The organism is Paenibacillus violae, assembly GCF_032461945.1.
GTDB lineage: Bacteria > Bacillota > Bacilli > Paenibacillales > NBRC-103111 > Paenibacillus_E > Paenibacillus_E violae.
Genome location: NZ_JAWCUD010000012.1, coordinates 71,508 through 97,851, shown reverse-complemented (window position 1 = coordinate 97,851; position 26,344 = coordinate 71,508). Strand labels below are relative to the sequence as shown.

At 49.3% G+C, this 26,344-nt stretch carries 30 protein-coding genes; 20 read left to right on the top strand and 10 right to left on the bottom strand.

What is annotated here, in order from left to right; genetic code table 11:
• Positions 1-132: 132 nt before the first annotated feature.
• Positions 133-1,500: a sensor histidine kinase gene (locus RQP52_RS28350; protein ID WP_315954962.1), complete on the bottom strand. Its 1,368-nt coding sequence runs from the start codon at positions 1,498-1,500 to the stop codon at positions 133-135.
• Positions 1,497-2,255: a response regulator transcription factor gene (locus RQP52_RS28345; protein WP_315954961.1), complete on the bottom strand. Its 759-nt coding sequence runs from the start codon at positions 2,253-2,255 to the stop codon at positions 1,497-1,499. Before RQP52_RS28345 ends, RQP52_RS28350 begins: the two co-directional genes overlap by 4 nt.
• 201 nt (positions 2,256-2,456) lie before the next feature.
• Here RQP52_RS28345 and RQP52_RS28340 point away from each other — a divergent pair, with 201 nt between their 5' ends.
• Positions 2,457-2,780, top strand: coding sequence for a hypothetical protein (locus tag RQP52_RS28340; RefSeq protein ID WP_315954960.1), 324 nt, complete (start codon positions 2,457-2,459; stop codon positions 2,778-2,780).
• 96 nt (positions 2,781-2,876) lie between these two features.
• On the opposite strand, the gene RQP52_RS28335 is transcribed toward RQP52_RS28340, so the two are convergent.
• On the bottom strand, positions 2,877-3,842 hold the full coding sequence (locus tag RQP52_RS28335; RefSeq protein WP_315954959.1) for an aldolase catalytic domain-containing protein: 966 nt from the start codon (positions 3,840-3,842) through the stop codon (positions 2,877-2,879).
• A 172-nt stretch (positions 3,843-4,014) separates the two neighbouring features.
• Here RQP52_RS28335 and RQP52_RS28330 point away from each other — a divergent pair, with 172 nt between their 5' ends.
• From RQP52_RS28330 to RQP52_RS28320, 3 genes are all read left to right on the top strand, one after another.
• Positions 4,015-4,839, top strand: a complete 825-nt coding sequence (locus tag RQP52_RS28330; protein ID WP_315954958.1) for an inositol monophosphatase family protein — start codon at positions 4,015-4,017, stop codon at positions 4,837-4,839.
• Positions 4,799-5,317: a hypothetical protein gene (locus tag RQP52_RS28325; RefSeq protein ID WP_315954957.1), complete on the top strand. Its 519-nt coding sequence runs from the start codon at positions 4,799-4,801 to the stop codon at positions 5,315-5,317. The genes RQP52_RS28330 and RQP52_RS28325 overlap by 41 nt, the downstream gene beginning before the upstream one ends.
• 339 nt (positions 5,318-5,656) lie before the next feature.
• Positions 5,657-7,012 (top strand): dicarboxylate/amino acid:cation symporter, encoded by a 1,356-nt coding sequence (locus RQP52_RS28320; protein WP_315954956.1) that lies wholly within the window; start codon positions 5,657-5,659, stop codon positions 7,010-7,012.
• Positions 7,013-7,081: 69 nt separating this feature from the next.
• On the opposite strand, the gene RQP52_RS28315 is transcribed toward RQP52_RS28320, so the two are convergent.
• On the bottom strand, positions 7,082-8,338 hold the full coding sequence (locus RQP52_RS28315) for a BaiN/RdsA family NAD(P)/FAD-dependent oxidoreductase (protein ID WP_315954955.1): 1,257 nt from the start codon (positions 8,336-8,338) through the stop codon (positions 7,082-7,084).
• Between the two features lie 156 nt (positions 8,339-8,494).
• Positions 8,495-9,376: an FAD:protein FMN transferase gene (locus RQP52_RS28310; protein ID WP_315954954.1), complete on the bottom strand. Its 882-nt coding sequence runs from the start codon at positions 9,374-9,376 to the stop codon at positions 8,495-8,497.
• 221 nt (positions 9,377-9,597) lie between these two features.
• On the opposite strand from RQP52_RS28310, the gene RQP52_RS28305 reads away from it, so the two are divergent.
• From RQP52_RS28305 to RQP52_RS28295, 3 genes are all read left to right on the top strand, one after another.
• Complete coding sequence (locus tag RQP52_RS28305) at positions 9,598-10,281, top strand: response regulator transcription factor (protein ID WP_127458044.1); 684 nt, start codon at positions 9,598-9,600, stop codon at positions 10,279-10,281.
• Positions 10,278-11,801, top strand: a complete 1,524-nt coding sequence (locus RQP52_RS28300) for a sensor histidine kinase (protein ID WP_315954953.1) — start codon at positions 10,278-10,280, stop codon at positions 11,799-11,801. Before RQP52_RS28305 ends, RQP52_RS28300 begins: the two co-directional genes overlap by 4 nt.
• An 885-nt stretch (positions 11,802-12,686) precedes the next feature.
• The gene (locus RQP52_RS28295; RefSeq protein WP_315954952.1) at positions 12,687-13,784 is read left to right on the top strand and encodes a hypothetical protein; all 1,098 of its coding nucleotides are present in this window, start codon (positions 12,687-12,689) and stop codon (positions 13,782-13,784) included.
• 57 nt (positions 13,785-13,841) lie between these two features.
• Here RQP52_RS28295 and RQP52_RS28290 read toward each other — a convergent pair whose 3' ends face one another.
• Positions 13,842-14,897 carry a metallophosphoesterase family protein gene (locus tag RQP52_RS28290; protein ID WP_315954951.1) on the bottom strand — a complete coding sequence of 352 codons (1,056 nt, stop codon included), beginning with the start codon at positions 14,895-14,897 and terminating at the stop codon, positions 13,842-13,844.
• A gap of 156 nt (positions 14,898-15,053) precedes the next feature.
• On the opposite strand from RQP52_RS28290, the gene RQP52_RS28285 reads away from it, so the two are divergent.
• Genes RQP52_RS28285 through RQP52_RS28275 form a run of 3 tightly spaced genes read left to right on the top strand, consistent with a single transcriptional unit; the run spans position 15,054 to position 16,998 of the window.
• A complete protein-coding gene (locus tag RQP52_RS28285; protein ID WP_127458717.1) occupies positions 15,054-15,422 on the top strand; it encodes a GntR family transcriptional regulator in 369 nt (122 codons plus the stop codon).
• The gene (locus tag RQP52_RS28280) at positions 15,422-16,318 is read left to right on the top strand and encodes an ABC transporter ATP-binding protein (RefSeq protein ID WP_315954950.1); all 897 of its coding nucleotides are present in this window, start codon (positions 15,422-15,424) and stop codon (positions 16,316-16,318) included. Before RQP52_RS28285 ends, RQP52_RS28280 begins: the two co-directional genes overlap by 1 nt.
• On the top strand, positions 16,315-16,998 hold the full coding sequence (locus RQP52_RS28275; RefSeq protein WP_315954949.1) for a hypothetical protein: 684 nt from the start codon (positions 16,315-16,317) through the stop codon (positions 16,996-16,998). The genes RQP52_RS28280 and RQP52_RS28275 overlap by 4 nt, the downstream gene beginning before the upstream one ends.
• Before the next feature lie 42 nt (positions 16,999-17,040).
• On the opposite strand, the gene RQP52_RS28270 is transcribed toward RQP52_RS28275, so the two are convergent.
• On the bottom strand, positions 17,041-17,271 hold the full coding sequence (locus RQP52_RS28270; protein WP_127458720.1) for a spore germination protein: 231 nt from the start codon (positions 17,269-17,271) through the stop codon (positions 17,041-17,043).
• Positions 17,272-17,461: 190 nt separating this feature from the next.
• Here RQP52_RS28270 and RQP52_RS28265 point away from each other — a divergent pair, with 190 nt between their 5' ends.
• The 9 genes from RQP52_RS28265 to nadE all read left to right on the top strand — a co-directional run bounded on the left by RQP52_RS28265 (position 17,462) and on the right by nadE (position 23,627).
• A complete protein-coding gene (locus RQP52_RS28265; protein ID WP_315954948.1) occupies positions 17,462-17,782 on the top strand; it encodes a LiaF transmembrane domain-containing protein in 321 nt (106 codons plus the stop codon).
• A 39-nt stretch (positions 17,783-17,821) separates the two neighbouring features.
• Positions 17,822-18,517 (top strand): PspA/IM30 family protein, encoded by a 696-nt coding sequence (locus tag RQP52_RS28260; RefSeq protein WP_315954947.1) that lies wholly within the window; start codon positions 17,822-17,824, stop codon positions 18,515-18,517.
• Complete coding sequence (locus RQP52_RS28255; RefSeq protein ID WP_315954946.1) at positions 18,486-18,950, top strand: PspC domain-containing protein; 465 nt, start codon at positions 18,486-18,488, stop codon at positions 18,948-18,950. The genes RQP52_RS28260 and RQP52_RS28255 overlap by 32 nt, the downstream gene beginning before the upstream one ends.
• A gap of 3 nt (positions 18,951-18,953) precedes the next feature.
• Positions 18,954-19,640, top strand: a complete 687-nt coding sequence (locus RQP52_RS28250; protein WP_315954945.1) for a PspA/IM30 family protein — start codon at positions 18,954-18,956, stop codon at positions 19,638-19,640.
• Positions 19,641-19,861: 221 nt separating this feature from the next.
• On the top strand, positions 19,862-20,752 hold the full coding sequence (locus RQP52_RS28245) for a polysaccharide deacetylase family protein (RefSeq protein WP_315954944.1): 891 nt from the start codon (positions 19,862-19,864) through the stop codon (positions 20,750-20,752).
• A 62-nt stretch (positions 20,753-20,814) separates the two neighbouring features.
• Positions 20,815-21,702, top strand: coding sequence for a prolipoprotein diacylglyceryl transferase family protein (locus tag RQP52_RS28240; protein WP_315954943.1), 888 nt, complete (start codon positions 20,815-20,817; stop codon positions 21,700-21,702).
• Positions 21,699-22,091, top strand: a complete 393-nt coding sequence (locus tag RQP52_RS28235; protein WP_315954942.1) for a DUF3905 domain-containing protein — start codon at positions 21,699-21,701, stop codon at positions 22,089-22,091. Before RQP52_RS28240 ends, RQP52_RS28235 begins: the two co-directional genes overlap by 4 nt.
• A gap of 133 nt (positions 22,092-22,224) precedes the next feature.
• Positions 22,225-22,662 carry a BrxA/BrxB family bacilliredoxin gene (locus RQP52_RS28230; RefSeq protein WP_315954941.1) on the top strand — a complete coding sequence of 146 codons (438 nt, stop codon included), beginning with the start codon at positions 22,225-22,227 and terminating at the stop codon, positions 22,660-22,662.
• Between the two features lie 155 nt (positions 22,663-22,817).
• Positions 22,818-23,627, top strand: coding sequence for an ammonia-dependent NAD(+) synthetase (nadE, locus tag RQP52_RS28225; protein WP_127455021.1), 810 nt, complete (start codon positions 22,818-22,820; stop codon positions 23,625-23,627).
• Between the two features lie 74 nt (positions 23,628-23,701).
• Here the strand turns inward: nadE and RQP52_RS28220 are convergent, their stop codons facing one another.
• Positions 23,702-24,679 (bottom strand): aldo/keto reductase, encoded by a 978-nt coding sequence (locus RQP52_RS28220; protein WP_315954940.1) that lies wholly within the window; start codon positions 24,677-24,679, stop codon positions 23,702-23,704.
• Between the two features lie 208 nt (positions 24,680-24,887).
• Between RQP52_RS28220 and acpS the strand changes: the two genes are divergently transcribed.
• Positions 24,888-25,274, top strand: a complete 387-nt coding sequence (gene acpS / locus RQP52_RS28215; protein ID WP_315955117.1) for a holo-ACP synthase — start codon at positions 24,888-24,890, stop codon at positions 25,272-25,274.
• A 5-nt stretch (positions 25,275-25,279) separates the two neighbouring features.
• Here acpS and RQP52_RS28210 read toward each other — a convergent pair whose 3' ends face one another.
• Both RQP52_RS28210 and RQP52_RS28205 read right to left on the bottom strand, forming a co-directional pair.
• Entirely contained in the window at positions 25,280-25,609 is a 330-nt protein-coding gene (locus tag RQP52_RS28210) for a c-type cytochrome (protein ID WP_315954939.1), read from the bottom strand.
• Positions 25,610-25,727: 118 nt separating this feature from the next.
• The gene (locus tag RQP52_RS28205) at positions 25,728-26,291 is read right to left on the bottom strand and encodes a hypothetical protein (protein ID WP_315954938.1); all 564 of its coding nucleotides are present in this window, start codon (positions 26,289-26,291) and stop codon (positions 25,728-25,730) included.
• Positions 26,292-26,344: the final 53 nt, after the last annotated feature.

Below are 26,344 nucleotides of genomic sequence, written 5' to 3'. Positions count from 1 at the left end.
GTTACGTTTGACATGCCCCAAGTATACCAGATGAAATTCAACCTATTTTTTACCTTGAAAGCCCTTTCGCCATACTATGGTTGGTTTTCCTACGCTTTCTGAGAGAATGATGAAAATCCTATGAAAATTTTTTTATTGACATGTTGTCGGTAGTTTGACAATCACTGTAGTCCCTTCTCCCAAATGGCTTTGAATTTCGATCGTGCCTTTATGCTTCTGCACGATATGCAGAGCTATGGCCAGTCCCAGACCCACACCGCCCTGTTTGCGATTCCTTGCTTTATCACTGCGATAGAACCTGTCGAAGAGATGGGGGATATCGTCTTCAGGGATGCCAATTCCTTGATCGATGACTTTAAGGATGACCCAATGATCATTGGTGAGTTCGATGTGCATAACGATCTTCTGCTGGCTGTATTTCAGCGCATTATCTAGCAAGATAATAAGCAGCTGCTTTATTTTATAGGAGTCACCGCTCATAAGAAGTTCTTGTTGTTCCGAAGCCAGCTCTACGTCAATTTCTCTCCCGGATGTCATGCGAAGGGAAGCCGCGGTTTGATGGGCGAGAGGAAGCAGATCGAAGTCGACGTCCTGCTCACAGTTTTCCCGGACGACATCCGTGAGAGAAAGCAGGTTCTGAGTTAGCTGCTTCAACTGAGCGGATTCGGAAATAATCGCTTCGAGCGCTTCCTCCCGCAGCTTTTCATCATGGAAAGCCCATCTTCTTAGCAAGCTCGCATAGCTCTCAATGATGGTCAGGGGGGTGCGCAGTTCGTGGGAAGCATCGGCAAGGAATTGTTCCTGCTTTTGAAACATATCCTGCAGCCTGTCGATCATCCGGTTGAAGGTCGCGCCAAGTATCACGAGTTCATCGTTGGTATCCTTCGCTGGCAGGTTGATGTGCCGGAAGGAGCCGCTCTGTTCGATGTTCTGCATCGTGCAGACGAAGTCCTGAAGCGGGCGGAAAAGGACGTTCGTATAGAAATATCCCCCGATCAGAGCGAGAATCAGCGTTCCCGTTGAGGTCAAGAGGAGTACCGAGATGAGCATGTCCGCATATTGCCCCAATCTCCTCAGGCTGCGGCCAATTTCAAGCGTTGCAAGCTGATGGCCCTCTTTAAAAACGGGCATTTTTACAAAAACATAGATACCGTCTGGAGCCGTTTCTACCGTAATGGTGTCTTTGTTCACATAGGTGACGGGGTAGCGAATTAGCGTCTCATCAGAATAAATTTGATATATGACCTTGGAATCCGGTCCAATATAGCGCAGCATTTCCTGAGGGATGAGGAGTTCTTCCATCTGGGAATTGTCCTGCCAATACTCAGGATGATTGGGCAGATCCTTTAAAAGCAGTGTCCTCGCCTTCTCTTTGAGCAAATCGGCCTCGCCATTGGTGGTCACCCGAATGAACATGTAGTAGGCAAAAGTAAAGCTGATAAAAAGGATCAGCATGAGACCGACGGCAACGCCCAGTGTAATTTTCAGCTTTAGACTCATAAAGGTTTTTCTTTGGTGGCCGTTCCACCCGACGCTTCATCTGTTTCTTTGGGTGCTTGCGCTGGATCTACTTTAATCAGGTAACCGATTCCGCGGATCGTTTGTATAAGCTTGGAGGAAAAGGGCTTGTCCACTTTCTGCCGAAGATAACGAATATAAACATCAACGACATTCGTATCCCCTACAAAATCATAGCCCCAAACCTCGGAAATAATCTGTTCCCTCGTCATGACTTCATCTTGATGCTGAATCAGGAAGCGAAGCAGTTCAAATTCTGTTGGCGTAAGTTCAATAGTAGTTCCCTCTCGTACTACGGATCTGCTTTTCAAGTCCATGGTTAAGTCATCAATTTTCAGCAAATGAGGCTGCTCTGCCGGCTGGTCCTGCAGATTCCGCTGTCTGAGCAAGCTGCGTATGCGTGCCAACAGTTCAATAGTGGCAAAAGGTTTCGTCACATAATCGTTAGCGCCTTGATCCAGCCCGCTGACTCTGTCCGACACAGCATCTCTCGCGGTCAGCAGAATAATAGGCAGCGTAGCGTTCACTTGGCGAATACGGCGCAATACTTCCAGACCGCTTAGTTCCGGCAGCATGACGTCCAGTAAAATAAGATCCCATTCGGTTTCAGACAGCGCGGCATCCAGTCCTGCGCGCCCATCTGGCTTCGTATGTACTTCATAGCCTTCATGCTCAAGCTCCAGCTTCAACACGCGGGCAATGCGTTCTTCATCCTCGATCAGCAATATGCGGCTCATTCGGAAAAATATTCACTCCCAGCTCCCGCCAGAACAGCGGCTTCGATTCATCGTCTTAGTTTCTCAGGTAAGGAGCTTTTACATACATGAACGCTAGTTTCGAAGCTGCCCAGTCTTTCATAGAGTGATCATTAGCCTAGTCCGCGTTTAACCTTCGTGACATAAACTAGCACAGAGAATGCTGATAAAGGAGCCGAACAAATGAGCATATCACCGGAAAAGAAAGTACGTGCCAAGACGGTACAGAAAGTAGTCATTTTACTGCAGGACCAAGATGCGACAGGAAGAGTGTATGTACGAATTGAGGGTGGGTTAAAATCGCGTGAAGCGATGGTTGAAGCGATCAAACGTTTGGACGGCGGCCTGATTTATGCCGATGAGGATTGCACGCAGCTTATAGACAGTGAATATATCGAGGTGTTCCGGAAAAGAGGAAGCGCTCGCCGGGAGGAAGAGGAATTTACCTTCCTTATTGACCGGGAATATGCCGAGGATTACGTTGTTTCAGCCAAAATTATCAAATAAGTCTCCGTTTCGCAGCCATAAGAAAAACCCCTTGTCGCTCTTCCGCAGGCAATGCCTTACGAACAAGCTGACAGGGGGTTTCTTTGGTCGAACGAATTAGCCTTTGTGAGAAGCAGGCACGGTCTCAACGGAAGTCAAACGGTCGTAGAAATCGACGAAGTTATTTCTTTCTGCTGAGTTGAGCAGCGCCATAGCTGTGCGTGGGTGCTCATCGAGTGCACCTACGATCATGTAAGGAATGAGGTAGCCCCAATCCCATTTCTCACGCATCGTGATCATGTGTTTTTCAATGATTTCGAGGACAGGACGAATATCGTAGCGCGCGCCTTTCAAATGGCTGAGCAACAATTCTGTCGTACAGTTTCCTGCAGCGCGACCCATACCGTATACGGAGGAATCCAAGAAGGTTACGCCACTGGCTGCGCCAGTAATCGTGTTGGCAAAAGCAAGCTGCATGTTGTTATGCATATGCAAGCCAAGCTCTTTCTCAGGAAGCAGGCGTTGGAATTTCGTTACCAGGTAATCAATATCCTTAGGAGCCATGCTGCCGTAGGAGTCTACGATATAGACAACGTCAACGGGGCTTTTGTTAATTTCTTCGAATGCTTCGATCAGCTCATTTTCCATCACGTGGGAAAGCGCCATAATGTTCAGGGACGTTTCATAGCCCATGTCGTTGAACTTTTGAACAAGCTCCAGACCTTTGTCCACATCTTTGATATAACAAGCGACGCGGATCAAATCAAGCAAGCTGTCTTCACGGGGTAAAATGTCTTTCTCATCGACACGGCCGATATCTACGAGCGCAGATAGCTTCGTATCTGTCTTTTTGGTAATGACATCACGCAGAAAAGCCTCATTCAAAAAACGCCATGGACCGGATGCTCCGCCTTTCAGCAGTTTCTCCGAGTTTTTGTAGCCGATCTCCATATACTCTACGCCGGCTGCACTTAAACCGCGATACATGTCTTGGACAAACTCCACGCTAAAATCCCAGTCGTTCACCAAACCGCCGTCCCGAATCGTACAATCCAAAATCTTGTGTTGATGATGCTTTACCATGCTCGTAATGCCCCTTTCGACTGCTCATATCGCTTAAGATTTTGCTATATTATCACTTATGAAGAGGCTGCTTGTCAATGCAAGGGGCTTCACACAAGGGTAACTTCGTAGGGAACATATGGTAAAATGGTTACATCTATAGAAGAATGTTTCCACAAAGGGGCTAAGGGATATGGATGGTAAGGAATGGATTGTAGCCAGAGAAGTTGCTGTGAAAGCAGCATCCAAGGCGGGAGAGTTGGCAAGAGAGCACTTCGGCAGTAAGTTGAATATTCAGCACAAGGATGAGCGTGGCGACTTGGTGACCGAGGTCGATGTGAAAGCGGATCGCCTCATTGTTGATGAGATTATGGCGGTGTTCCCAACTCATCGTATCTATAGTGAAGAAGCCGGTGAAGGCGGTGCGGCAAGTGAATGGGTTTGGCACGTTGACCCGCTGGATGGAACGAATAATTTCGCTCTCGGGATACCGCTTTACGGAGTATCCATTTCCTTAAGCTATCAGGGGCGAATTGTACTTGGCGTGATCCACGATTCGGCACTCGGGCTTAATTATGCCGCCCTGCAGGGGGAAGGCGCTTGGCAGGATGGCAGGAAGCTTGCGGCAAAGCCCAGCGGAGCGCTTGTAAAATCCACCATCTCATGGATTCAGGGCCATGTCGTTGGCAAAAATGATCAAGGGGCGCTAAGGCTCCGGCATCATCTGGAGCATTCAATGAAAAGGGTACTGCGCATGTGGGCGCCGTCTTTGACATGGGCGCTGCTGGCCAGAGGCGACCTGCACGGCATTGTTCTATACAACTCTGAAGGGGAGGATTTGTACGCGGGGTTGCTGCTGGCGCAAGAGGCAGGCGTGAAGGTGACGGATTTTGATGGCAATCCACTTGCTATGCTTGGTGGAACTGGTGACGGGAGCGGAAAGCCGGCTTATATCGTTGCTGCGGTGCCCGAATACCATGCGGAGCTGCTCAAAATCGTGCAGGAAGCTACGATGTAGAATAGGCAGGGAACAAGTTGCAGAAGCTAATGGCAGACTTTTCATTTGGAGGAAGAAAGGATGCTATGCGATGAAGAACTTTGTTCCTATCTTTTTTGGTTTTGATAAGGAGCGGGATGCACTGCTTGCGCTTGATACATTGGAGGAGCTCGGCTACAAGCCGGAGCTGCTGGAAGGGGAGAGGACGACGCTGCACATCCATCTCGACGACCAGGAAATGACCTCAGCGCTTGAGATCGCGCAGGCACACGGCGGGCGTCTAGTGGAACGGCAGCCCACGCAGTCCGAGCCGGATACCTACGCTATGGCGTATGATCTGGAGGGCTCCATCCGCATCCCGGCTCACACCGTGAATGAGGATTGGCCGGATAATTACGCCTCAACGCGTGATGCCGACGCCGTGCCGAGCGAGGAAGAAGCGGCTTTTGATCCGTCCTCTGACGACTACAATCACTTCAGCGCCGGCATACGGATCTGAGGTGAGTTAGTTCTGTTCGCACAGGTTCATGAGTCAAGGTGGGGGCTGTCCCATTTGGTCAAGGATGACCGGAGGGGCATCCCCTCATTTCTATGCAGCATTGCAATTCAGCTATAATAGGCTTCCGATTGGATTAGCCTCATTTAAGGCATGCTTTGTAAATTTCGTTCGTAATTACACAAATATTGTGAGAAAAAACCGCATTTTATCTCGGATTAACGAGCATAAAATTCGGTTTTTTTGCATTATTTTAAATTAACCATTGACATGTAACTTCTAATGTCATATTCTAATTCCATTAAACCAAGTAAGATCGTAGGAATTAAGGAGATGATTCTAGTGAAAAATAACCTGGTCACCGCATTTACATCGAACTGGGTCAGCTTAGTCGTATCAATATTAATTATTGGTTTGCTCGTTTTCTTGGGGAGAAAAAGAGTAAGCTTCGGGAACCGCGTTTTCATCGGGTTAGGTCTTGGTCTCGTAGCCGGGATAGCGTTTAACCAATTGCATTTGGAGTACAAAAGCGTAAGCACGATCGGAACGATTTATGTTAACTTGATTAAAATGCTCGTAATGCCTCTGGTCCTTATCTTAGTTATTAACAGTATTTCCTCTCTATCCAGTCTAGGTCAGCTTCGTAAACTCGGTCTGAAAACAATCGGCTGGTTTTTGCTGACAACAGGGATTGCATCTGTGATTGGTTTGGTCATTGCCCTGGCGTTCGATCCAGGTAACGGGATTGCACAGGCTGTACCGAAAGATTTTAAAGCTAAAGAAATTCCGACGTTCTCCCAAGTTATTCTGGATCTGGTGCCGTCCAACCCGATTAACGATATGGCAACAGGGAAAGTTGTACCCGTTCTGATCTTCGCGATCTTCGTGGCTGTGGCTATTGTTCACGTTGGTTCCAAGAAGCCTGAGAGCGTAGCAGCTGTTAAATCGTTTATTACATCCGCAACTGCTGTGATTCACCAAGTTGTTAAGTATGTTATTCGTCTGACACCATATGGTGTATATGCATTGATCGCAGGTATGGCGGCGAAATATGGGATTGAAACCCTTGCTCCGCTTGCCAAAATTATCTTAACTTCTTACGTAGCACTTATCATTCACTTCGTCTTGATTTTCGGTGGTTTAGTTCTTCTGGTAGCGAAAGTTAACCCTATTAAGTTTTTCAAAAAAGCGTATCCGACGATTGCTGTCGCATTCACAACACGAAGCAGTTATGCAACGCTGCCGGTGAACCTGGAAGTTATCACGAAGCGTCTACGTATTTCACCGCGTATTGCCAGCTTCGTAGCACCACTCGGCGCTACAATGAACTTCAATGGTTGCGGCGGTGTGTGGCCGGCGGTTGTAGCGATTTTCGTAGCGAAAGTTTACAATCTCCCACTTAGTGGATCTGACTACTTTATCCTTATCCTAGTAAGCGTAATTTCCTCCATTGGTGTTGCCGGTGTTCCGGGACCTGCTGCGATTTCGACGACCGTTGTATTGACAGCTCTTGGTTTGCCTCTGGAAGGTATGGGTCTTGTGCTTGGCGTTGAAGCGCTGATCGACATGGGTCGTACAGCCGTTAACGCAACGGGTACAACCGTTACAGCTTTGCTTGTAGCTGAGTCCGAAGGCGAATTCGACCGCGCGGCATTTGATCGTGACGAAGAAGATGACCTTGAAGCGGTAACAGCTTAATCTCTTGTAAAATGAAGAAGGACCTGCATCCGTGGATGTAGGTCCTTTTTAGTTGGAGTAGGGAACAATCTACTGCTGCGCCGCGCTTTGGCCGGCCATATAACCGGTAGAGAAAGCAGCGGTGATATTATAACCGCCTGTATAGCCGTGAATATCCAGGACTTCTCCACAGAAGTAAAGTCCATTCACCAACTTCGACGCCATCGTGCTGGGGTCGACTTCTTTGAGATGCACGCCGCCGCCCGTAACGAAGGCTTCTTCAATGGAAAGCGTCCCGTGAATGCGCACGGGGAAAGCCTTCATAAGCTTGCACATGTCGAGCCACTTCTGCTTCGGAATGTTATCGTGCGTAAGCTGCTCGTCCAGACCGGATCGCTCCAGCAGCATAGGAATCAGACGCTCGGACAGGAGAGGCTTCAGCACGTTCTTAATTGCTTTCTTGGCCTCAACCTTCGTGAGCGCCATGCTTTCTTTGTACAGCTCATCCATGCTCAGGTCAGGGAAGAGATCCACGGTAAGAAGAACTTCCTTCCGCTCGGCTTTGGCTAGTTCCTTGACGACGAACTGACTGCAGCGCAGGGCGATGGGGCCGGACAGCCCGAAGTGCGTAAACAACATGTCCCCGCGGTGGGAGATGACAGCCTTCCCTTTGGCGTTCCACACGGAAAGTGTCACGTCGCGCAAAGAAAGTCCTTGCAGCTCGCGGCTGCGGATCCAAGCTTCCTTCGAGGTTAGCGGGACCTCGGTCGGAAAAAGCTGCGTGATCGTATGCCCGCCAGCTTCCGCCCACGCATATCCGTCTCCAGTGGAGCCGGTATGCGGAACGGAGCATCCGCCTGAGGCGATGATGACAGCGCGGCTGTCCATCTTCTCGCCGGAGTGGAGCTGGACGCCTTGGACGCTGCCGTCCTGGAACAGGACCCTTTTGACCGGACTGTTCGTCCGGATCTCCACACCCTGCTTGCGAACTTGGCCGATCAACGCGTCTACGACGGTTTTGGCCTTGTCGCTGACGGGAAACATACGCCCGTTATCCTCTTCTTTCAGACGGATCCCGAGATTTTCAAAAAATTCGATAATGTGCTTGTTGCCGAACTGCGTCAAAGCACTGTATAGGAAGCGCCCGTTGCCCGGGATATGCTGAATAAGCTCATCCATGTCTTTGTTATTCGTAACGTTGCACCTGCCGCCTCCGGAGATGCCAAGCTTGCGGCCGAGCTTATCCCCTTTGTCGAGGAGAAGAACCTTGGCGCCTTGGCGGCTTGCGGCAATACTAGCCATGAGGCCAGCCGAACCTCCGCCGATGACAATGACATCATACTTCATACGATACCTCTAGTTCATTTTTGAAAAATTGTATCATGTTTTCGTTCTTACTAACAACCTGTGGATAACTTGTTGATAAAATAACCATCCTTGTGGGTAAATCATCTGAAATATGTGGATAATGTGCGCAAGTATGTGGATAAAGGTTCCAGTGGCTTAAGATACCTTATCTTGAAAGTGATAATGGTCGATTCGCATATCCAGCCATCTTCGCTGGAGAGAGGCTTTTTTCCCGAAATAGTGAAGCTCCTGTTCCGCGGTAATCACGACCGCTTCACACACGGAGGTGCGTTTGGCCAGCAGCGCCAGCCCTTCATGAACACCAAGTCTTGCAAGCGTCCTAGCCCAAACTTGGCATTCCACAAGATCTTCACCGGCAACCGTGCACTGCACGACATCATGGACCGAGCCAGCATCCGGATCTTCGAACTGGCTGTACGTCGATAGGGAACCTTCGGGTAAAGCGATGGCACCTAGCTTAGCGTTGTCATGCCAAGGGTTCTGAATGCCGATAATCCAAGGATCAATGCCCAGCGAGCTTCGACCCCATACCGTAATTTCTCCTCCGGCGAGGATTAAGCCTTGCTCCAGGGAAAGCTGTTTCTGCATATATTCTGCTAATCGTTTGACCGCCCAGCCCTGCTCCAGCCCTCTCAAATGAATGTTGGCATTATGGGGGAGCTTAATCGATTTCGTGGAGGGATCTACTTCCCATTCCAAAAGGGCAGCGGCCTGCGCACCATCCGCATGAAGTGGATGATAATAGCCATCGGTTACAGCTTGGTACATTTCAGCTAAAAAAAGTACCTCTAGCATGGTATTAGAAACCATGCAATTTTCCCCGGCTAATGTATTTAATAGAGAAATTTCACTGTCGGCAAGAGCCGGGCTGAAACGCTTATCGACATTGCGAAACCAATCATCGGTTAATTGCGTGATGAGCGTGCGCTCTTTATCGTCACAGCGGAGCAATAATTCGATCTCAGCCTTGAGCGATTGGAAATGGAACGAATGGAAGGAGGGGGATAATGGCTCCATAAGTGTTTCCTCTTTTCTTTGGTGTCCTTTACGTTGTTGGTCTAATTATAGAAGCATTACCTGAGATTCAATTGATAGTTAGCTGAAAAATTACTGAAAAGTGATAGTATTCAGCAACCTTTCAGCTTTTGCTCAGGTTGCTTTTAGGCAGGATATGGGATACTGACTATAGAAAATGTCTGTAAAGCCTGTATTGAATTGAACCCGGGAGGAACGACCCCATGCGCCAGTTAAAAGGAATCAAAATTCTGCTCGTAGATGACGAGCCTCATATTTTGGAATTTTTAGAATTAGGTCTAACGAATGAAGGCTTCGAGGTGATGACCGCAACGGATGGACTTTCCGCCATCACGACATGCAATAAATTTCAGCCGCATATTGCGATATTGGATGTGATGATGCCGGGAATGGACGGATTCGAAGTTTGCCGTATGATCAAAAAGACGGAAAACATCGCCGTCATCATGCTGACAGCCAAAGACGAAATCGATGACCGGGTGAAGGGACTTACAATCGGAGCGGACGATTATATGGTCAAACCGTTCAGCTTTGAAGAGCTGCTTGCCCGCATTTATGCGCGGATACGCAATCATTTTCCAAACTTGTTCGGCGAGGTTGTAATTGGACCGCTTCGCATGGATGACCGTCGCAAAGAAATTAGCCTGCATGACAGAGTGCTGGAGTTATCCCCAACCGAATATGAGCTGCTTAAATTCATGGCGATTAATCATGGACTTGTGCTCAGCAAATCGATGATTCTCGATAAAGTTTGGGGATATGATTTTGGAGGCGAAGAGAATATCGTGGAGGTGTACATTCGGTCCTTGCGCGATAAGCTGAACGATAAGGAACATAAGCTGATTCGCACGATTCGCGGAGCCGGTTACCGGATGGATTTGACATGAAAAGGAAGGGGAGGTTTGCCGATCTTTTTGCGACGGGCTCTCTGAAATTTCAACTGCTTTCTAGAACCTTACTGGTGCTATCCGTGCTGCTGCTGCTCATTGGGGTGTTTCAATATGTCGTTATGCAGCGGTTCATGTATCAAAATAAAGCGGAGACCATCCGCAATCAGCTTGCTGCACTGCCCCCGAATATGCTGCGTCTGGGTTTGGGTACTGGAGACGGGCAAACGCCCGTATTTCCCTCAAACCGTGAGAACCGGCCTGGTTTCGCCGGTGAGCAGGAGCGGATTTTCGTATCGGAGTTATCCATTGCTTTTATTGATGAAAAAGGAAATTATAAGCTGATCTCCTCACCTTATGAGCAGCCAGCTCCACAACTGAGCCAAGAGGAATATCTGAGTCTCCTGGCAAAGAAGAAAATGAAGCTGGAGCACCGCATCGTCAAAGATGAGAAGGGCAATGATCAACTTGTGGTTTTTCATCAGATTGGCGGAGAGCCTGAACGATCCCGGGGCGGTCCCGGCGGACCAAGCTTTCAGGGCATTATTCAAGCCAGCACCAGTGTTGCACCGATTCGGGATGTGTTGGTTCAGCAATTACTTACTTTTATTTTTCTATCCTTGTTAGCGATGGTGTTTGGTCTTCTAGGCTTCCTTCCCGTCTTGCGCCGAACGCTGGTTCCGCTCTCCAATATGGTGGATACGGTCAAGCAGATTGACTCAGGTAACCTGAACGAGCGATTCCCTGCACATCAGGGACAGGTGGAAATTGATCGTCTGGCCGCCTCATTTAATGGGATGCTGGAACGGTTGGAGGTATCTTTCGAGGCGGAAAAGGAAGCGAAAGAGCAGATGCGCCGTTTCGCAGCGGATGCTTCGCATGAACTTCGCACACCGCTCACATCCATACACGGCTTTCTGGAGGTACTGCTTCGCGGAGCATACCAACAGCCGGAGCCATTGCTGAAAGCATTGAAAAGCATGCATGGCGAATCCGTGAGAATTAATAAGCTTGTCGAGGATCTCCTTTTGCTGGCGCGGCTTGATCGTTCTCCCTCTTTTCAGAAGAAGGAAGGAGTGCTTGATGAGATGCTGCATGAGATGGAGCCTCAGCTTCGTCTACTTGCAGGAGACAGGAAAGTCACCTTTCACCTAGCGCCTCAGACCCGATGTCTGTATGATCCGGATAAAATCAAGCAGGTTGTGCTTAACCTGTTCCACAATGCCGTTCAGCATACGCACCCGTTGACTGGGCAAGTCGGGCTTACGCTGGCGCAAACGCCAACTGGCGTGGAAATTGCAATCCATGACAACGGAGAGGGGATTGCGCCCGAGCATCTTCCTCATCTGTTTGACCGGTTTTACCGCATCGATACCTCGCGCGCAAGACGTAGCGGCGGCGCCGGTCTGGGCTTATCGATCACCCATTCGATTGTTCAGCTACATGGCGGATTGATCGAAGTGCATAGTATCGTGGGAGTGGGAACCACCTTTAAGGTGATTCTTCCTGCGGTGAAATAAAAAGATGCCTATCTCGGCTGATGCCGGGATACGGACTCAGCAGCCGCTATTTTGCCTCTTTGAGTAGATTTGGAAAGCTACCGGACTGAGGCGCCGTTATCTACTGGTTTGCAGCTGTTTTAAGGCCATTTCTTGACGATTAGCGGCAGGTGAATCCGTTAGATACTAATCCTATCCCAAAAGCGGCAAATAGCCCCACTCAGTCCTTTAGCACACAGCAATGCTCAGAAGTGGTGATCTGATGGTTGTAGTAACATGAACACTCCAATAGTAGTTAACTAGTTAAAGTATCTGAACCCCACCAAAGTAGCCAGCTAGTAAAGTATCAGAATCCCACCAAAAGTGGCCAGCTAGTGAAAGTACCTGAATCCCACCAATAGCCGCTCACCCATCAGCCCTCCATAACGCCCACTCTCCCGCACCTCCTCCAGTCCCCAATCCCGTTCGCACCAGAACCAGAACCAGAACCAGAACCAGAACCTCGCCCTCGCCGCCAGCAGCCCCGCACTTGAACCGAAGGGAACTACAGGGTCTTAATTGAGCCCAAAAGGCTCATTTCAGTTTTTGAAGGAACTACAGGGCTCTATTTCCCCTCAAAAGCTTACCTACAAGCCGATATCGCTAAAATAGCGCCCTCTAGTTCCCTTTGACTAGCGCAAACACAGATTCCAGGCAGAATAACGCCCTGTGGTTCCCCACGGAGTCTATCCATGCACTTTTTCACCCAATGAGCCTACGTGAGACTAGTTTCCTTTTTCAGCCAATTCTCAGATACTTCTCAACCAACATTCAGTTACTACTCAGATCCAATTCAGGTAAGGCATCTATACTAGGTTTTGTAAGGAACAAACAAAAAAATAATTGAAAGAAAAGGTGGAACACACGATGAAAAATATCTCCAGAAAAATTCTTACAGGTTCATTGATCGCTTCTTTTGTACTTGGTGTCGGTTTTGTTGGAGCCCTACATAATCAAGCATATGCAGATACGATAAGCCCTTCCGCAAACGATATGACTCAAAAAGCAGGCTTTGGCAAAGGAGGAAAAGGTTTCGGAGATCGCGGCGGCTTCCGCGGCGGGAATGTGGTGAAAGAAACAGCAACCATCTTAGGTGTTGAGGAAAGCGCTGTGCAAGAGGCATTGAAAGCAGGCAAAACATTGGCTGCATTCGCAGAGGAGAAAGGTCTGACGAAAGAAGACTACTTGCAAAAGCTGGTTGCAGCGGAAACAACATTCATCACGGATCAAGTAACGGCGGGTAAATTGACACAAGAGCAAGCGGACAAAATTGTTGCCGGTCTCTCTGACCAATTAACGAAGCAAATCGATGGAACAGGGTTCAAAGGCGGCTTCGGAGGCGGTTTCCCGGGTGGTTTCCCGGGCGGCGACCGCGGTGGAAAAGGACATGGTGGCGACAAACTTCTTGAGGAAACGGCTACCATCCTTAGCGTTGAACCAAGCGCTGTGCAAGAAGCTTTAAAGGCAGGCAAGACTTTATCAGCATTTGCAGTTGAAAAAGGCCTAACAGAAGCGGACTTCGTGGCGAAGTTAGTCGCGGCTGAGACAACAGCGATTAACACTGAAGTTACAGCTGGCAAGCTGACACAGGAGCAAGCGGATAAAATGCTAGCTGATCTTTCCGACCGTGTTACGAAACAAGTGCAAAGCACTCGTCCGGAAGGCGGACCTGAAGGCAGAGGCGATCACCGTGGTCCCGGAGGTCCTGGTTTTGGAATGTTCGGCAACCCTGAAGCACTGACACAGATCCTAGGCATCACCCAAGAAGAGCTGAGAACGGAGCTGGAAGCAGGAAAATCCATTACTGACGTGGCTTCTGCCAAAGGCATCAGCGAAGATGATCTTATCAGCAAAATCAAAGACAGCATGACAGATGGCATCAAAAAACAAGTCGAGCAAAAAGGCTTCGTTGGCCCTAAAGGCAAGCCTTCCAAAGAGGAAGCAGCTCCGGCAACAACGAACTAATCGATTAAAAAGCCGCACTCCTTTCCCGTTATTCGGGACATAGGAGTGCGGCTTTTTTTATTTGACGTCGTAGCCTTTCGCGATGGAAGGTTCAATCCAGCGCTTCGTCGTATGCTCACGACGCATGATAACCACGCGGTCCTTGTAGACGTCCACGATGAGACTCTGGCTGACGCCAATCGTCTCCGGTTCGTTCTGAGCGTTCCATACCTCGCGGATGGAAGCGCTGGAAGCGGCCAGAAACTTCAGCTGCTTGATTTGGTTGGTCGTCTCCAGGTTCCAGTGGGTATGGCCGCTGAACAAAATAACATTCGGGTGCTCATCCAGCAGCGCCCGCAGTTCCGCGTGCTGGACGACGCCCAGCTCACGGTCTGTACCATCCAGCGTCTGCGGCAGCGGCTGATGGAGGAACACAAACACGGGCTTGCCGGCATCCGCCGTGCCCGCGACGGTAAGCCGATCGCGCAGCCAGGCGAGCTGCTCGGCCGAGAGGAACGCATCCTCCTTATAGGAGGCGTTCACGTCACGATACGCTTCCCCGCTAAGGAAGAGGAAGCGGTAGCCCTCCACGATAAGCTCGTGATACGGCTTATCGTAGCCCCACATGCGGTCGAATAAGGCGACCGCTTGTTTGCTGGACCAGGCAGGATTCATCTTCGATGTATCCATGCCACCCTCCGGCGTACGCCATACACCGTAGTAGTCGTGGTTGCCCATGGTCGCGTGCACAGGGGCATGCGGCTGGCTGCTGAGCAGCCCCATCAAGCTGCGATAGTCGCCTTCGGTGCCGCCCGTCAGGTCGCCGTTGAGCACAAGCAGCTTGCTCTCCGGACGCAGCTTGTGGTGATCGGCCAGCGCGCGACTGAGCAGCATCTGGGACACTTGATCCGTGTTCACGATATGAGTATCGCTAAGCACGGAGAAGGAAAATAGCGGGGCTCCCTGCAAGGCAGAGGGAGCCTCATTTATTTGGTTTTCGGCTAGGTAGTTTGCACGCTGCACGTCTTGTGTCCTTGACTCCGCACTATAGGCGGTGACAGGTACGGATATGAGCAGCAGGGCAGCGAGAGTTAGACGCATTTTAGATAAAAACATAGGCGGATTACCTTTCATGGGAGTAGTGAATGACAGTTTGTTCTAGTGGTATTCCCAGTTTGGAGGGGATTTATGTTTGAAAGGGTGCCCAAAATACGCAATGCCTGTTGACAATAGAGTCCTTTGGTTGTATGGTTAATTACATGAGTAATTAACCAATGTGGTGGTGAGGAAATGGGTTTGACGATGGACGATAGCCGCCCGATTTTTGTGCAGATCGCGGAACGGATTGAAGATGACATTATTGAAGCAAGAATGCCGGAAGAATCGCAGGTGCCTTCTACGAATCAATTCGCAGCTTTTTATCAAATTAATCCGGCGACCGCGGCGAAAGGCGTTAATTTGTTGGTGGACCAAGGTATTTTGTATAAGAAACGCGGGATTGGCATGTTTGTAGCGGAGGGAGCGCGGACGAAGCTGATGGAGAAGAGAAAAGAATTATTTTATGAACAGTATGTTGTGGCGATGGTGAAAGAAGCTGAAAAGCTAGGGATTACGGTGGAACAGCTAACTGAAATGGTGCGAAGAGGAGGGAAAGTGTGATGACCCACATTGTGGAAGTAAACGGGTTAACGAAGTCTTATGGGAACGTAACCGCGGTTGATCATGTCACCTTCAAGGTAGAAGTAAATAAAATCTATGGTTTACTGGGTAGAAACGGTGCGGGGAAAACCACGATCATGCATATTCTTTCAGCCCAGCAGTTTGCTACCAGCGGCGAGTTGAAGGTATTTGGCGAAGATCCCTATGAAAATAACCGTGTTTTGAATCAAATCTGCTTCATCAAGGAAAGCCAGAAATATCCGGAGGGTTATCGTGTTGCAGATGTGATGGAGATTGCCAGAACACTTTATCCGGATTGGGACGATGCGTATGCTAAGTCATTGATTGAAGATTTTCGATTGCCTTTGAAAAGAAGAGTGAAGAAGTTGTCCAGAGGGATGCTTTCCTCTGTTGGAATTGTGGTTGGTTTGGCCAGCCGCGCACCGTTAACTATATTTGATGAGCCGTATTTAGGCTTGGACGCCGTAGCAAGAGCTTTATTTTATGACCGCTTGCTGGAGGATTATGCGGAGTATCCGCGTACGGTGATCCTGTCTACGCATTTGATCGACGAAGTAAGCCGTCTGCTTGAACATATTTTGGTCATTGATAATGGTCAGTTGATCCTCGATGAAGATGCGGATGCGCTGCGTGGCCGCGCTTGCACAGTATCTGGGTTGGCTACGGCGATAGACGCGTTCTCAAGAGGCAAGGAAGTGCTAGAGCGTCAGTACATTGGTGCTGCTGCAACGGCCACAATTCTGGGCGCTTTAACGGATCACGATCGGAGAGAAGCGGAGTCGCTGGGGCTGGAGTTTGCGCCGGTATCACTGCAGCAGCTCATTGTGCATCTGACACGTACACCACTTGTGGGGAAGGGGACTGAGCGGATATGAATCGGGTAAGTAATGTGATTAAGCTTCATATGCGGAATAAAATGTCGTGGTTATTCGTCCCATGGATGATTCTTGGCTTGAATTTTGTTATCAGTTTTTTCATTGCGTTATCCCTGAATGAGGAAGAGACAATGAATACAGGCGGCCTTGCTTCAATATTCATTTACGCATTAGTTTCAGGCGCCGTGACACTCAAAGATACATTCCCTTTTGCTTTGGGACTCAGCATCCGTAGAAAGGATTACTTCGTAGGAACAGCTTTAACAACTTTCCTCTACAGTATTTGTACAGCGGCGCTGCTCGTGATTTTGTCACTTATTGAAGAAAGTACCGGTGGTTGGGGAGTTCGTTTGCATATTTTCAAAATTGCTTTTTTGGGAGATACTTCACCCATCGCAGTTTTCGGTATTTATTTGATTCTCCTGCTGCAAATGTACTTTCTGGGGTTTGCCACTTCCAGCATTCATAGGCGTTTCGGAGTGTTAGGTATGTTAATCTTTTTCGTTGTTGCGCTTCTGATAGGTACAGGAGGATCCATGTTATTATCCCAATTCGGGCTGTGGGGAAGTATCTTTTCATGGATCGGTCAACATTATCTGGAGCTATTTTGGTGGATGGTGCCGTTAGTTGCTGTTTATTTGCTGGCAGCATATGGCTTGTTGCGCAGGGCAGCGGCTTAATTGGAAATGAACCCGGGAATTTGTTCCCGGGTTCATTTTGCGTTACACCACATTATTCGTATTCGTATCAATGAGATCCGGATCACTCGTATTGGCACTGCCGTTTAGGACATTCTGGACACTTCCGAAGCTATCCCCCGGGGAAAATGAGTTGGCGCCCGCATAGATCTTGGAGTTACTCGACAGCCGTATTAATGCGGTATCCCCAAACTGGACATTCGAACCCGAGTTCACACTTAGAATTTTGACACCGCCATAGACCACTGAAGGCATTGGTTCGGCCCCCTTCCCACTCACTTGTTATTGTATGTACACGGCAGCCTATCTGCCACCGCAATATTTCCGGTCTGAACAGAGGTCGTAGATGCGCCCCGACTAAGGTCTAGTATGAAATACCGTCCGCGGTCCGTTTTGGAAAGGCTCGATTTTACCTAGAATAAAGACATGAACAAGAGCACAGCACATGACGAAAGGCGGTGACGAAATCATGAAAAGAAATACAGGCTTAGCCGCTCTGCTAATCGCATTCGGCGCACTGATTCTGCTTAACAAGTTAGGACTTCACATGGGACCCTTTATCGGTTCGGTGATGGGATACCTGATTCCGATTGGTATGGTCGGTCTAGGATATATTGGCATTCAGAACGGCAATAAATTCGGTTGGCTTATTGCAGGAATCGGCGGTGTTATCCTGGTTGGCAAATTAGCCGGCTGGATCATTATTCTTCTGGCGATTGGATTGATTGGTTACGGGGTTTCGATGTTGACAAGAAGAACCGTGTAAATAGGATGGCAAAACAGAGTGGAAAAGGTGGTATGAGAGATGAGCCTATTGAGGCGTATGAGAGACATTACCGTAGCATCCCTGAATGAACATTTGGAACGGTCCGAAGATCCGGTTCGCTTGATCGACCAATACTTAGTTGCTCAGCGCGAACAGCTTCAACAATCCGAGAGGCTGTACCAGCAATGCGTCACTCACGCAGCTTCGCTAAGGCAGCAATATTTGACGGCGTTAGAAACCAAAGAGAAGCGCGAGCAGCAAGCGCTCCTGGCTTTGAAGGCCGGCGAAGAACATATGGCACGGATTGTGCTTCAAGAGAAGCTGCAAGCTGAGGAGAAAAGCGAGCAATATCGCGAATTGTATGAGCAAGCCAAGCAATCCATCCTGGACTTGGATGAGGAGCTGCAGCAGCTCAAAGCAGATTATAAAGAAGTGGCAGATAAACGCAGCTACTACCTGGCCCGAATGGAATCCGCTCGCTTGCAGCAGAGATTGCATGCTCGCAGCAGCGTGTCGCAGGATGCGTCACCACGGATGTTCGGCCGCTTGGAAGAGCGCGTATCCGATATGGAGCTTCATGCAAGAACGCTCCGAGATGTACGACGTATGAGCCGAGAAAGCTACTACGGTGCGGGAAATCCGGCTGTAGACGCGGAGCTTGAGGCACTGCGGAATAGGCTGAATCAGGAGGGAGCAGACAATCATGAGCAAAATATACCGCTCACGAAGAGATAAAAAAGTAACCGGTCTTTGCGGCGGACTCGCCGAAGCTATGAACGTTGATGCTACATTACTAAGACTGCTAGTGGTTATCACAACATTTTTCACAGGCGGAACGGTCATTTTCATCTACTTTATCGCCGCTATTGTGATTCCGAAGGAGCCTGGTTACGACCATCCGCCTTTTGATCCTTATGCCGGCTCGTATGCCCGCCCTCCGTACAACGGTGGATGGAACACAACGGCACACAAGCCGCACTCTGGTCACGTGCCACCGCATCATGCAGGCTACAACGCACCATACGAGGCAAGCAAAACTAATAACATTGATGAAATGATGAAAGATATCGAGAAGAAAGCTTTGCAAAGAGAAGTGGAAGAACTTAGAGCCAAAGTCGCTCGTTTTGAACAACAACAACCAATTGATATTAAAAAAGGAGACGTGTAAACCATGGGAGTATTTACAAGAATGAAGGATATGACAAAAGCATCAATTCACGAGGTATTGGATAAAATCGAGGATCCGATCGTCATGTTGAATCAGTATCTGCGCGATATGGAGCAGGAAATTGCGCAGGCGGAAGTGACAGTAGCTCGACAAATTGCAAGTGAGCGCAAATTGAAACAGCGCCTTGAGGAGTCCGTTCGTCTAGTAGCTGATCGTGAAGCGAAAGCTTCCGCAGCAATCAAAAACGGTCAAGAAGGCATCGCTCGCCAAGCGGTTGAAGAAAAATTGTACCATGAAGATAAAATTGTGGAGTACACAGATTTATATGCTTCTGCCAAAGCACATGCCGATGAGCTGACACAACAGCTTCATGAAATGAAAGATGAGTTCTACAAAATGCGCAACAAACGCAACGAGCTTGTATCCCGTGCTCAGCTTGCCAAAGCGAAAAAACAAATGGCGCAAGTTTCCTACAACGGCGTAATCGAGAGCGGCAACGCATCCCGTGGCTTCCAACGCATGGAAGAGAAAATCATTCAACTGGAAGTTGAAGCGGAAATCGCACGCAAGCCATATGTACCCGCTGGTACGGTTGGCAGCTACACGCCTGTTGATGTTGCGAAGCAAGCAAAGGTTGATGAGCAGATGAACCTGCTAAGAGAGAAATTAAACGGAAGCGCTGCTGAGTAAGCGGTTTGTAAGGAAAGGACCATCCTTAGGTTGAAATTGACCTGTGGATGGTCTTTTTTTATGTTCTCATAAAACGACGAAGCTTGCTGCCAAAACTCACTTATTCAAGGGGGAGACGGGCTGTTCCTGTCGGATTTCCCGGGAAATATTGGATTTAATGTCGAATGAGCGGATAGCCATACTAAAGTGGCACAGGAAACGCACGAAAAGGGGGAGCATCCATGGGTGATCAGAAACGGCGAGCGGGCATTTATTTAATAGGGTTAATGATTAGCGTCAGTGTGGCAGGGTGTGGGACCGATCAGATACATACGGAGCAAGCGGCGCAAGTACCTAAACAGTTATCCGGAAAAATAGTGAGTGAGGTATCAGAGGTGAGCCCATCTGCTCCGGCGGGTGATGACAAAGAAATAACAGCTGTGGAGACGAGGCGTTTTTATTCCGGCCCCCCACATCACAGTCCACCTCCTGTAGGGAATAAAATCGCCTATTTGACCTTTGATGACGGTCCGTCAAATAGCACAAGGAAGATTTTACATATTTTAAAAACCAATGGGGTAACCGCAACCTTCTTCGTCATAGGCACAGAAACGAGCGAGGGAAAATCGCTCTATAAAGAAATTGCAGCGGAAGGACACGCACTTGGGAATCATACGTATTCGCACGATTATAACCGTATTTATAAATCGCCTGAAGCTTTCATCAAAGATGCAAGCAGGTTGGATCGACTTCTGGAAGAAACGGTCGGATTTCGACCTGAGATTCTAAGGTTTCCAGGCGGTTCGAACAATCAAGTGAGCCGTAAATCCGGCGGCAGGGGAGTTATGAGTAAGGTGACGGCCAAGGTTAAAGAGCAAGGTTACCAGTATTTCGACTGGAACGTTAGCTCGACGGATGCTGCTGCCCCCGTGCAGGATAAAGATATGATCATCGATTCTGTGCTGAGTGCAAGCAAAGGGAAGAAGCGTATTATCGTACTGATGCACGATAATACGTATAAGACCACGACTTTAGAGGCGCTGCCCGTCGTGATCCGCAAGCTGAAGGCTGCTGGCTTCCGTTTTGACAAGTTGCAGAAATCTTCCTTTACCTTTCAGTTCTTGGAGCCTTGATAGTTGCACATCGCGTCTCCTCTCGTTACGATGGAAGTAATGGAGAGAGGGAGGCGATAAGAATGCCGGATGTATTTCAGTTAGGACCCTTACAGCTGCAAGGGAAACTGGTAGCGGTCCTTTTGGCTTGCGCAGTAGGCTTATGGTTGATTCGGAGAGCAGCGCGGCAATTAAGCAGTCGGGAAGAGGCTACGATGACTAAGCCGATTGATGATATCGTTTTTGCTGGTGCAATCATCGTACTCATCGCATGGAAGCTTGGCGTTATCGTCACACAACCCTCGTTACTCTGGACAAGTCCATTGAAACTTCTTATGGTAGTAGGCTCTAGCACAGAAATCATGCTTGGACTTCTATTGGCTGCTGTTTATATGTACGTTCAAATAAGAAAACAGCGGATATCGCTGTACGTTTTTCTAGATATACTGGCTACTGGTCTGACTGCAGCCGTATTTGTATACTGTGCGTTGGTCCCGGCATACGGATTGCCGACTACATGGCCGTGGGGCATCAGCGTAGAAGGTACGATATCGCGTTTTCATCCTTTTCACGCCTATGTGTCTCTGCTGCTTCTTCCTCTGCTTATTTGGCAGATTGGATATGAGGGGCGTAGAAATCGCTACGGGAACGGGATTCTACTGAAGTACTCACTGATGTACGGAGGCGCGGTAGGGATGTTGGCTAGTTTTTTTGCTGCTGCGAAGCCGGAACTGCTTTATTTAAGCATGGCACAGCTGATCTTTCTTTTCATGCTCGTGATTGGAATGCTTCTACCTGCTTTGGCACATAATACTGGCAGAAGGGAGCTGAGTGCAATGAGTCAAAACGATTCCAAGACCCAAATCCAACAAGAACAGCAAAACAAAGAACGCGAGAAGTCGCAATCAGGTGCAGGGAAAGAGGGCTTTGTAGACAAAAAACTGGACGGACCCAACCGGCCATCGACATGAGCAAGGATCCGAAAAAGGCAGCCCAAGCCGCTCAAGACCAAAACAATCTCGATCCTTTCGAGATCGATTTTCTCCCGCAATTTGAGCAGGGGCGCGGTCCGCGTGAGGCGTTCGTGAACGAACATGGTGTCGTCATCGGCGATCATGAGTATGAATCAGACAACTCCCCGCTGGAGCAGTGGACGGCTGAGACCGATCCTGAAGTCATGGCAGGCGATGAATGGGTTCACCCGTATAAGGACATTGGCTTTCAAAGCGCCGAGAATCGCGATTATTTCGAAAAGGGCATCGTGCCCCAAAGCGGGATTTTCACGCATCCGGATAAAGATGTTTCATTTGAGCCGGGAGAGGCTTCTAGTACGAGGAAAAAGGATGAGGCGGAAGCTTAATAGCTTTCGCTTTATTTCCATTTGTTTTAGAAGTCAGCTATAGGTACTTTGCATTCACCGCCAACGGATGTATAATATAAGTTGTAACGATTACGTTTTGAGAGTAACTATTAAATCCTAAGGGGTGGAACATATGGCAATGTCTTTTGATTCTTACATGAAAGATATGGTTAAACCGATGAGGGAAGATTTGACTCGTCTGGGAATTACGGAGCTTCTGACTCCGGAGCAAGTGGACGAAGTGATGGAGAAGTCCAAAGACGGCACCATGCTGCTGGTTATCAATTCCGTTTGCGGATGCGCAGCAGGTCAATGTCGTCCTGGGGTAGCCAAAGCGCTTCAAAATGATACACTGCCAACGTACACATACACTGTGTTCGCAGGTCAAGAGAAGGATGCAACAGCGAAGGCTCGTGAATATTTGGCACCATACCCGCCATCATCCCCATCCATCGCATTGTTCAAGAATGGTGAGCTTGCTCACTTCATCCAACGTCACCAAATTGAAGACCGTTCCGCTGACATGATCGCAGGCGATTTGATCGGTGCTTTCAATCAATATTGCAAGTAAGGAATAACGACTCGCTATTGCAGCTGATGCATGGCGGGTCTTTTCCTTTTTATGGGCAGAAAAATGCGATTATTCTTTGAAATTTTGGGGTTGAAAGTCTATACTAGATTTCAAAGAAGGTTGGATTTTATACGATAGAAAAGGTGGAGAGAGGCATGAGTTTGCAAGCAGAAATTATCGCGAAGCTTGGCGTTAAGCCGGAAATTGATATTGACGAAGAAATCCGCAAACGTGTGGACTTTCTGAAAAATTATGTGCTTGGCGCGAAAGCGAATGGCCTGCTGATCGCAATCAGCGGCGGAATCGATAGCGCTGTAGCGACAGGGTTGTGCAAGCAGGCAACGGACGAGCTGACTGCGGAAAAAGGCACCGAGTACAAGACGGTCGGCGTGTTTCAACCCTACGGTCAACAAGTAGATATCGAAGATAGCTACGCGGTGGCCAAAGCATTCGATTTGAAATATCAAATCGAGAACAATATTGAAGAAGCGGTCGACGAAATTGCCATTGAAGTCGAATACGGGCTCAAGCATATCGGCGTTCACCAGCATGTGAGCCGTGGCGGCAAAGGCAACATCAAAGCGCGGACACGCATGGTGATGCAGTATGCTCTTGCTTTTGAACTTGGCTTAATCGTTGTGGGCACAGACCATGCCTCCGAAGCGATTACCGGGTTCTTTACGAAATATGGCGACGGTGCCGTCGACATTACACCGCTTAGCACGCTGAATAAGCGGCAAGTGCGAGCTCTTGCAGCGAAGCTGGGCGTTCCGCAAAGCGTGCTGGACAAAGCCCCGACCGCAGGTCTCTGGGATGGCCAGACGGATGAGAACGAGCTTGGTATTACATACGGCGATAACAGCGACTACTTGGAAGGCAAGCAAATTGATCCGGCTGTCCAAGAGAAGCTGGAGAAGCAATATCTCAAAACGGAGCATAAACGTATTCCGATTCCGGGTATTTAATCCCGTTAATCAAAACCCCCGGCCTTGTCAGGTCGGGGGTTGTTTGTATGTTCAGGGGCGAGTGAGTGCCGAACCTAAGGAACGCGCACGCCGCGTGAGCTTTCGAGCAGCGTATACCACTCTTCGCGTGTCATATTTTCGGATACGCGGACCGCATCTTGGCAAGCGTGTATACGCTCGACAGATGAAGTGCCGATAACCGGCTGAATGCGGGCCGGGTGCTTCATTAACCAGCCAAGTACGACGGCTTCCAAGCTTGTTTCTTTCTCGGCAGCCAGTTGCTTAACGAGGGCTGCCGTTTTTACGATGTTTTCCGGCGCATCCTCCAACACTTTGCCGGAGAAGATCCCCTTCGCCAGCGGGCCCCAAGCCTGAATTTGGATGTCCGCCATCTGGCAGTGCTCCAGGATGCCATCGGCGAAATTGACGCCTACGCCGGCTTTTTGATTGACAAGGATACCTTGTTCAATCCAGTCCAGGCGAGCCAAGCTCAATTCCAGCTGGTTGACCACAAGCGGCTCCGGCAAGGAATTTTGAATGAAGCGCATTTGTGCAGCGGTCATATTGGAGACGCCGAAGTGACGCACTTTGCCGGCAGAACGCAAAAGATTAAATGCTTCGGCGATCTCTTCCGGTTCCATAAGCGGATCTGGACGATGAAGCAGCAAAACATCCAGATGCTCCACGCCAAGACGGCTTAGAATGCCATCGACTGCGGGAATCATGTGATTTTTGCTGAAATCAAATCGCTGTGGATTCACATCATCCTGGAAACGAATGCCCACCTTGGATTGAAGGATGATTTGATCGCGAAGATCAGGTCTTTTCTTCAGGACTTCGCCGAAAACAATTTCCGACTTTCCTCTTTTATAAATATCGGCATGATCAAACATGGTGATGCCAATGGAAAGCGCAGCTTCTACAGCTTTCTCGGCAACGATATAATCTTCTTTGGTCAAGGGTGCTGCCGTCCAGTCCCCGCCAATGCCCATACATCCAAAAGCAATTCGGCTGTTCGATATTCCACGTTTTTCAAGTGGCATTATTCTCATTTATGTAGGCCTCCCAGCTTTTTATCTATGTCCAGTATACGCCTAGTTCCTGCTTGGCATAAGAACTGAAAATAGGGTAACTTACTTACCTGGAAGTAACTAGAAGTCGTTTCAAAAAGCACTCTGCATGCAAACAGCCCCTTGACCGTGAAGAATGAATCGTGTACAGTGGACGCAAAACGCAGCAGAAAAGTGGTGCTCACGAGCGATGATTATTGGCGTCGGAACGGATTTATTGGAAATTGCGCGAGTGCGCAAGATGCTGGAAGGTTCAGCGGGTGAAAGGTTTCTGGAGCGGATTTTGACGCCTCAGGAGAGAGAGCTTGCGCAAAAGCGCCGAGGGCGGTTAGCGGAGTTTGCTTCCGGCCGTTTTGCGGCCAAGGAAGCGATTGTCAAAGCGATCGGCTGCGGTATCGGCAAGCAGATTGGCTTTCAGGATGTGGAGGTGCTGCCCGATGGACTGGGCAAGCCGATATGCCACGTGCGCGAGGAAGCGCTGCAGCGGGCAGGCTTAATAGGCAGCCTACGCATCCATATCAGCATCACGCATACGGAATCGATGGCTGCCGCCTATGCGATTGTAGAGCAGCTCTAAGGCTGCTATTTTTTGGAGCTGAGCCAATCGCTCAGCTGTCCGATTTCATCCTCGGACAACTTAGTGCTGTAAGCGGGCATGCCGCCGCCTCCGTTTTTGATCTGGCTCGCGATCTGTTCTTTGGTCATTTGGCTGCCGACTTTTTGCAAATTGGTCTTGGCGCCGGCCCTGCCAGCCAGATCAACGCCGTGGCAGCTGATGCACTTGTTCGCTGTGAAGAGCTCCTGCGCTTTCACGAACGCAGGGTTGCTCTCGCTTGCTGCGGTGGCAGCCGGAGGCTTCGGTGTGGCTTCGCCACCGGAAGCCCCGCCGCATGCAGCTAATGCGAGCACCATCGGCCCAAGGACGAGTGCGCCGATGCTCCGTCGCCATGCTGTGCGCAGCATGGTTTCTTTGTTTTGCCTCATAGTGAGTGTCCTCCTATTTGCCGCTGAATGTATGCCTTACACTTTCCTAGCTCTGCCGCCCCCAAACGCGCAGCATATATCCGCATACGACGAGGCTGATACCACCCATGCCCTCGAGGATGACGGCGGAGTAGCCCAAATACCAGACACCCATCACGGCGGACAAGGCGAACAGCCACAGTCCCAAATAAATCAAAGGTCTGCCGAGCAGCAGCCCGAACTGCACAAATCCGATTGCGAGAATGAAAGCTCGCAGCACAGGGACGAATAAAGGCCCGATAGCGCCAATGGCCTCAAGCAAAGCGATAGCGGCAATCAGCATCACGCCTGGCAGCAGCAGCAGAGCCGGATGCCCCCAGCCGCTTTGGTCCTGTAAGCCCTCTCCGTCAGCGCGGAAATCCTTCCGCAGGCTCCACAGCTGCACTAAGCTCGCTACGACAGCGGTAAGGAGGGCGGCTTGTTTTAACCAGTCCAGGTCGCGCCAATAGATCGCAATATCCATAAGCGCACTGAACATCCACTCCGCGCCCCAGATGAAGAGAAGAGGGAGGAGAGCACGCGCTTCACCGATCCATAATTTCCTTTTATGTACTTGCTTCTCGTTTTGCATACATTCACCTCTAGTTTTATGTTCCGCAATTCTCGTATAATGGACTCATGTCC

Bases quoted from the DNA above. Each gene is read 5' to 3' on its own strand.
- RQP52_RS28230 (WP_315954941.1), top strand. From the start codon at position 22,225: ATGGCAATGTCTTTTGATTCTTACATGAAAGATATGGTTAAACCGATG.
- nadE (WP_127455021.1), top strand. From the start codon at position 22,818: ATGAGTTTGCAAGCAGAAATTATCGCGAAGCTTGGCGTTAAGCCGGAA.
- RQP52_RS28330 (WP_315954958.1), top strand. From the start codon at position 4,015: ATGGATGGTAAGGAATGGATTGTAGCCAGAGAAGTTGCTGTGAAAGCA.
- RQP52_RS28250 (WP_315954945.1), top strand. From the start codon at position 18,954: ATGGGAGTATTTACAAGAATGAAGGATATGACAAAAGCATCAATTCAC.
- RQP52_RS28235 (WP_315954942.1), top strand. From the start codon at position 21,699: ATGAGCAAGGATCCGAAAAAGGCAGCCCAAGCCGCTCAAGACCAAAAC.
- RQP52_RS28290 (WP_315954951.1), bottom strand. From the start codon at position 14,897: ATGAAAGGTAATCCGCCTATGTTTTTATCTAAAATGCGTCTAACTCTC.
- RQP52_RS28220 (WP_315954940.1), bottom strand. From the start codon at position 24,679: ATGAGAATAATGCCACTTGAAAAACGTGGAATATCGAACAGCCGAATT.
- RQP52_RS28300 (WP_315954953.1), top strand. From the start codon at position 10,278: ATGAAAAGGAAGGGGAGGTTTGCCGATCTTTTTGCGACGGGCTCTCTG.
- RQP52_RS28240 (WP_315954943.1), top strand. From the start codon at position 20,815: ATGCCGGATGTATTTCAGTTAGGACCCTTACAGCTGCAAGGGAAACTG.
- RQP52_RS28265 (WP_315954948.1), top strand. From the start codon at position 17,462: ATGACGAAAGGCGGTGACGAAATCATGAAAAGAAATACAGGCTTAGCC.
- RQP52_RS28345 (WP_315954961.1), bottom strand. From the start codon at position 2,255: ATGAGCCGCATATTGCTGATCGAGGATGAAGAACGCATTGCCCGCGTG.
- RQP52_RS28270 (WP_127458720.1), bottom strand. From the start codon at position 17,271: ATGCCTTCAGTGGTCTATGGCGGTGTCAAAATTCTAAGTGTGAACTCG.
- RQP52_RS28310 (WP_315954954.1), bottom strand. From the start codon at position 9,376: ATGGAGCCATTATCCCCCTCCTTCCATTCGTTCCATTTCCAATCGCTC.
- RQP52_RS28205 (WP_315954938.1), bottom strand. From the start codon at position 26,291: ATGCAAAACGAGAAGCAAGTACATAAAAGGAAATTATGGATCGGTGAA.
- RQP52_RS28260 (WP_315954947.1), top strand. From the start codon at position 17,822: ATGAGCCTATTGAGGCGTATGAGAGACATTACCGTAGCATCCCTGAAT.
- RQP52_RS28285 (WP_127458717.1), top strand. From the start codon at position 15,054: ATGGGTTTGACGATGGACGATAGCCGCCCGATTTTTGTGCAGATCGCG.
- RQP52_RS28245 (WP_315954944.1), top strand. From the start codon at position 19,862: ATGGGTGATCAGAAACGGCGAGCGGGCATTTATTTAATAGGGTTAATG.
- RQP52_RS28210 (WP_315954939.1), bottom strand. From the start codon at position 25,609: ATGGTGCTCGCATTAGCTGCATGCGGCGGGGCTTCCGGTGGCGAAGCC.
- RQP52_RS28305 (WP_127458044.1), top strand. From the start codon at position 9,598: ATGCGCCAGTTAAAAGGAATCAAAATTCTGCTCGTAGATGACGAGCCT.
- RQP52_RS28280 (WP_315954950.1), top strand. From the start codon at position 15,422: ATGACCCACATTGTGGAAGTAAACGGGTTAACGAAGTCTTATGGGAAC.
- RQP52_RS28325 (WP_315954957.1), top strand. From the start codon at position 4,799: ATGCGGAGCTGCTCAAAATCGTGCAGGAAGCTACGATGTAGAATAGGC.
- RQP52_RS28275 (WP_315954949.1), top strand. From the start codon at position 16,315: ATGAATCGGGTAAGTAATGTGATTAAGCTTCATATGCGGAATAAAATG.
- RQP52_RS28295 (WP_315954952.1), top strand. From the start codon at position 12,687: ATGAAAAATATCTCCAGAAAAATTCTTACAGGTTCATTGATCGCTTCT.
- RQP52_RS28335 (WP_315954959.1), bottom strand. From the start codon at position 3,842: ATGGTAAAGCATCATCAACACAAGATTTTGGATTGTACGATTCGGGAC.
- RQP52_RS28350 (WP_315954962.1), bottom strand. From the start codon at position 1,500: ATGAGTCTAAAGCTGAAAATTACACTGGGCGTTGCCGTCGGTCTCATG.
- RQP52_RS28340 (WP_315954960.1), top strand. From the start codon at position 2,457: ATGAGCATATCACCGGAAAAGAAAGTACGTGCCAAGACGGTACAGAAA.
- RQP52_RS28255 (WP_315954946.1), top strand. From the start codon at position 18,486: ATGAGCAAAATATACCGCTCACGAAGAGATAAAAAAGTAACCGGTCTT.
- RQP52_RS28315 (WP_315954955.1), bottom strand. From the start codon at position 8,338: ATGAAGTATGATGTCATTGTCATCGGCGGAGGTTCGGCTGGCCTCATG.
- acpS (WP_315955117.1), top strand. From the start codon at position 24,888: ATGATTATTGGCGTCGGAACGGATTTATTGGAAATTGCGCGAGTGCGC.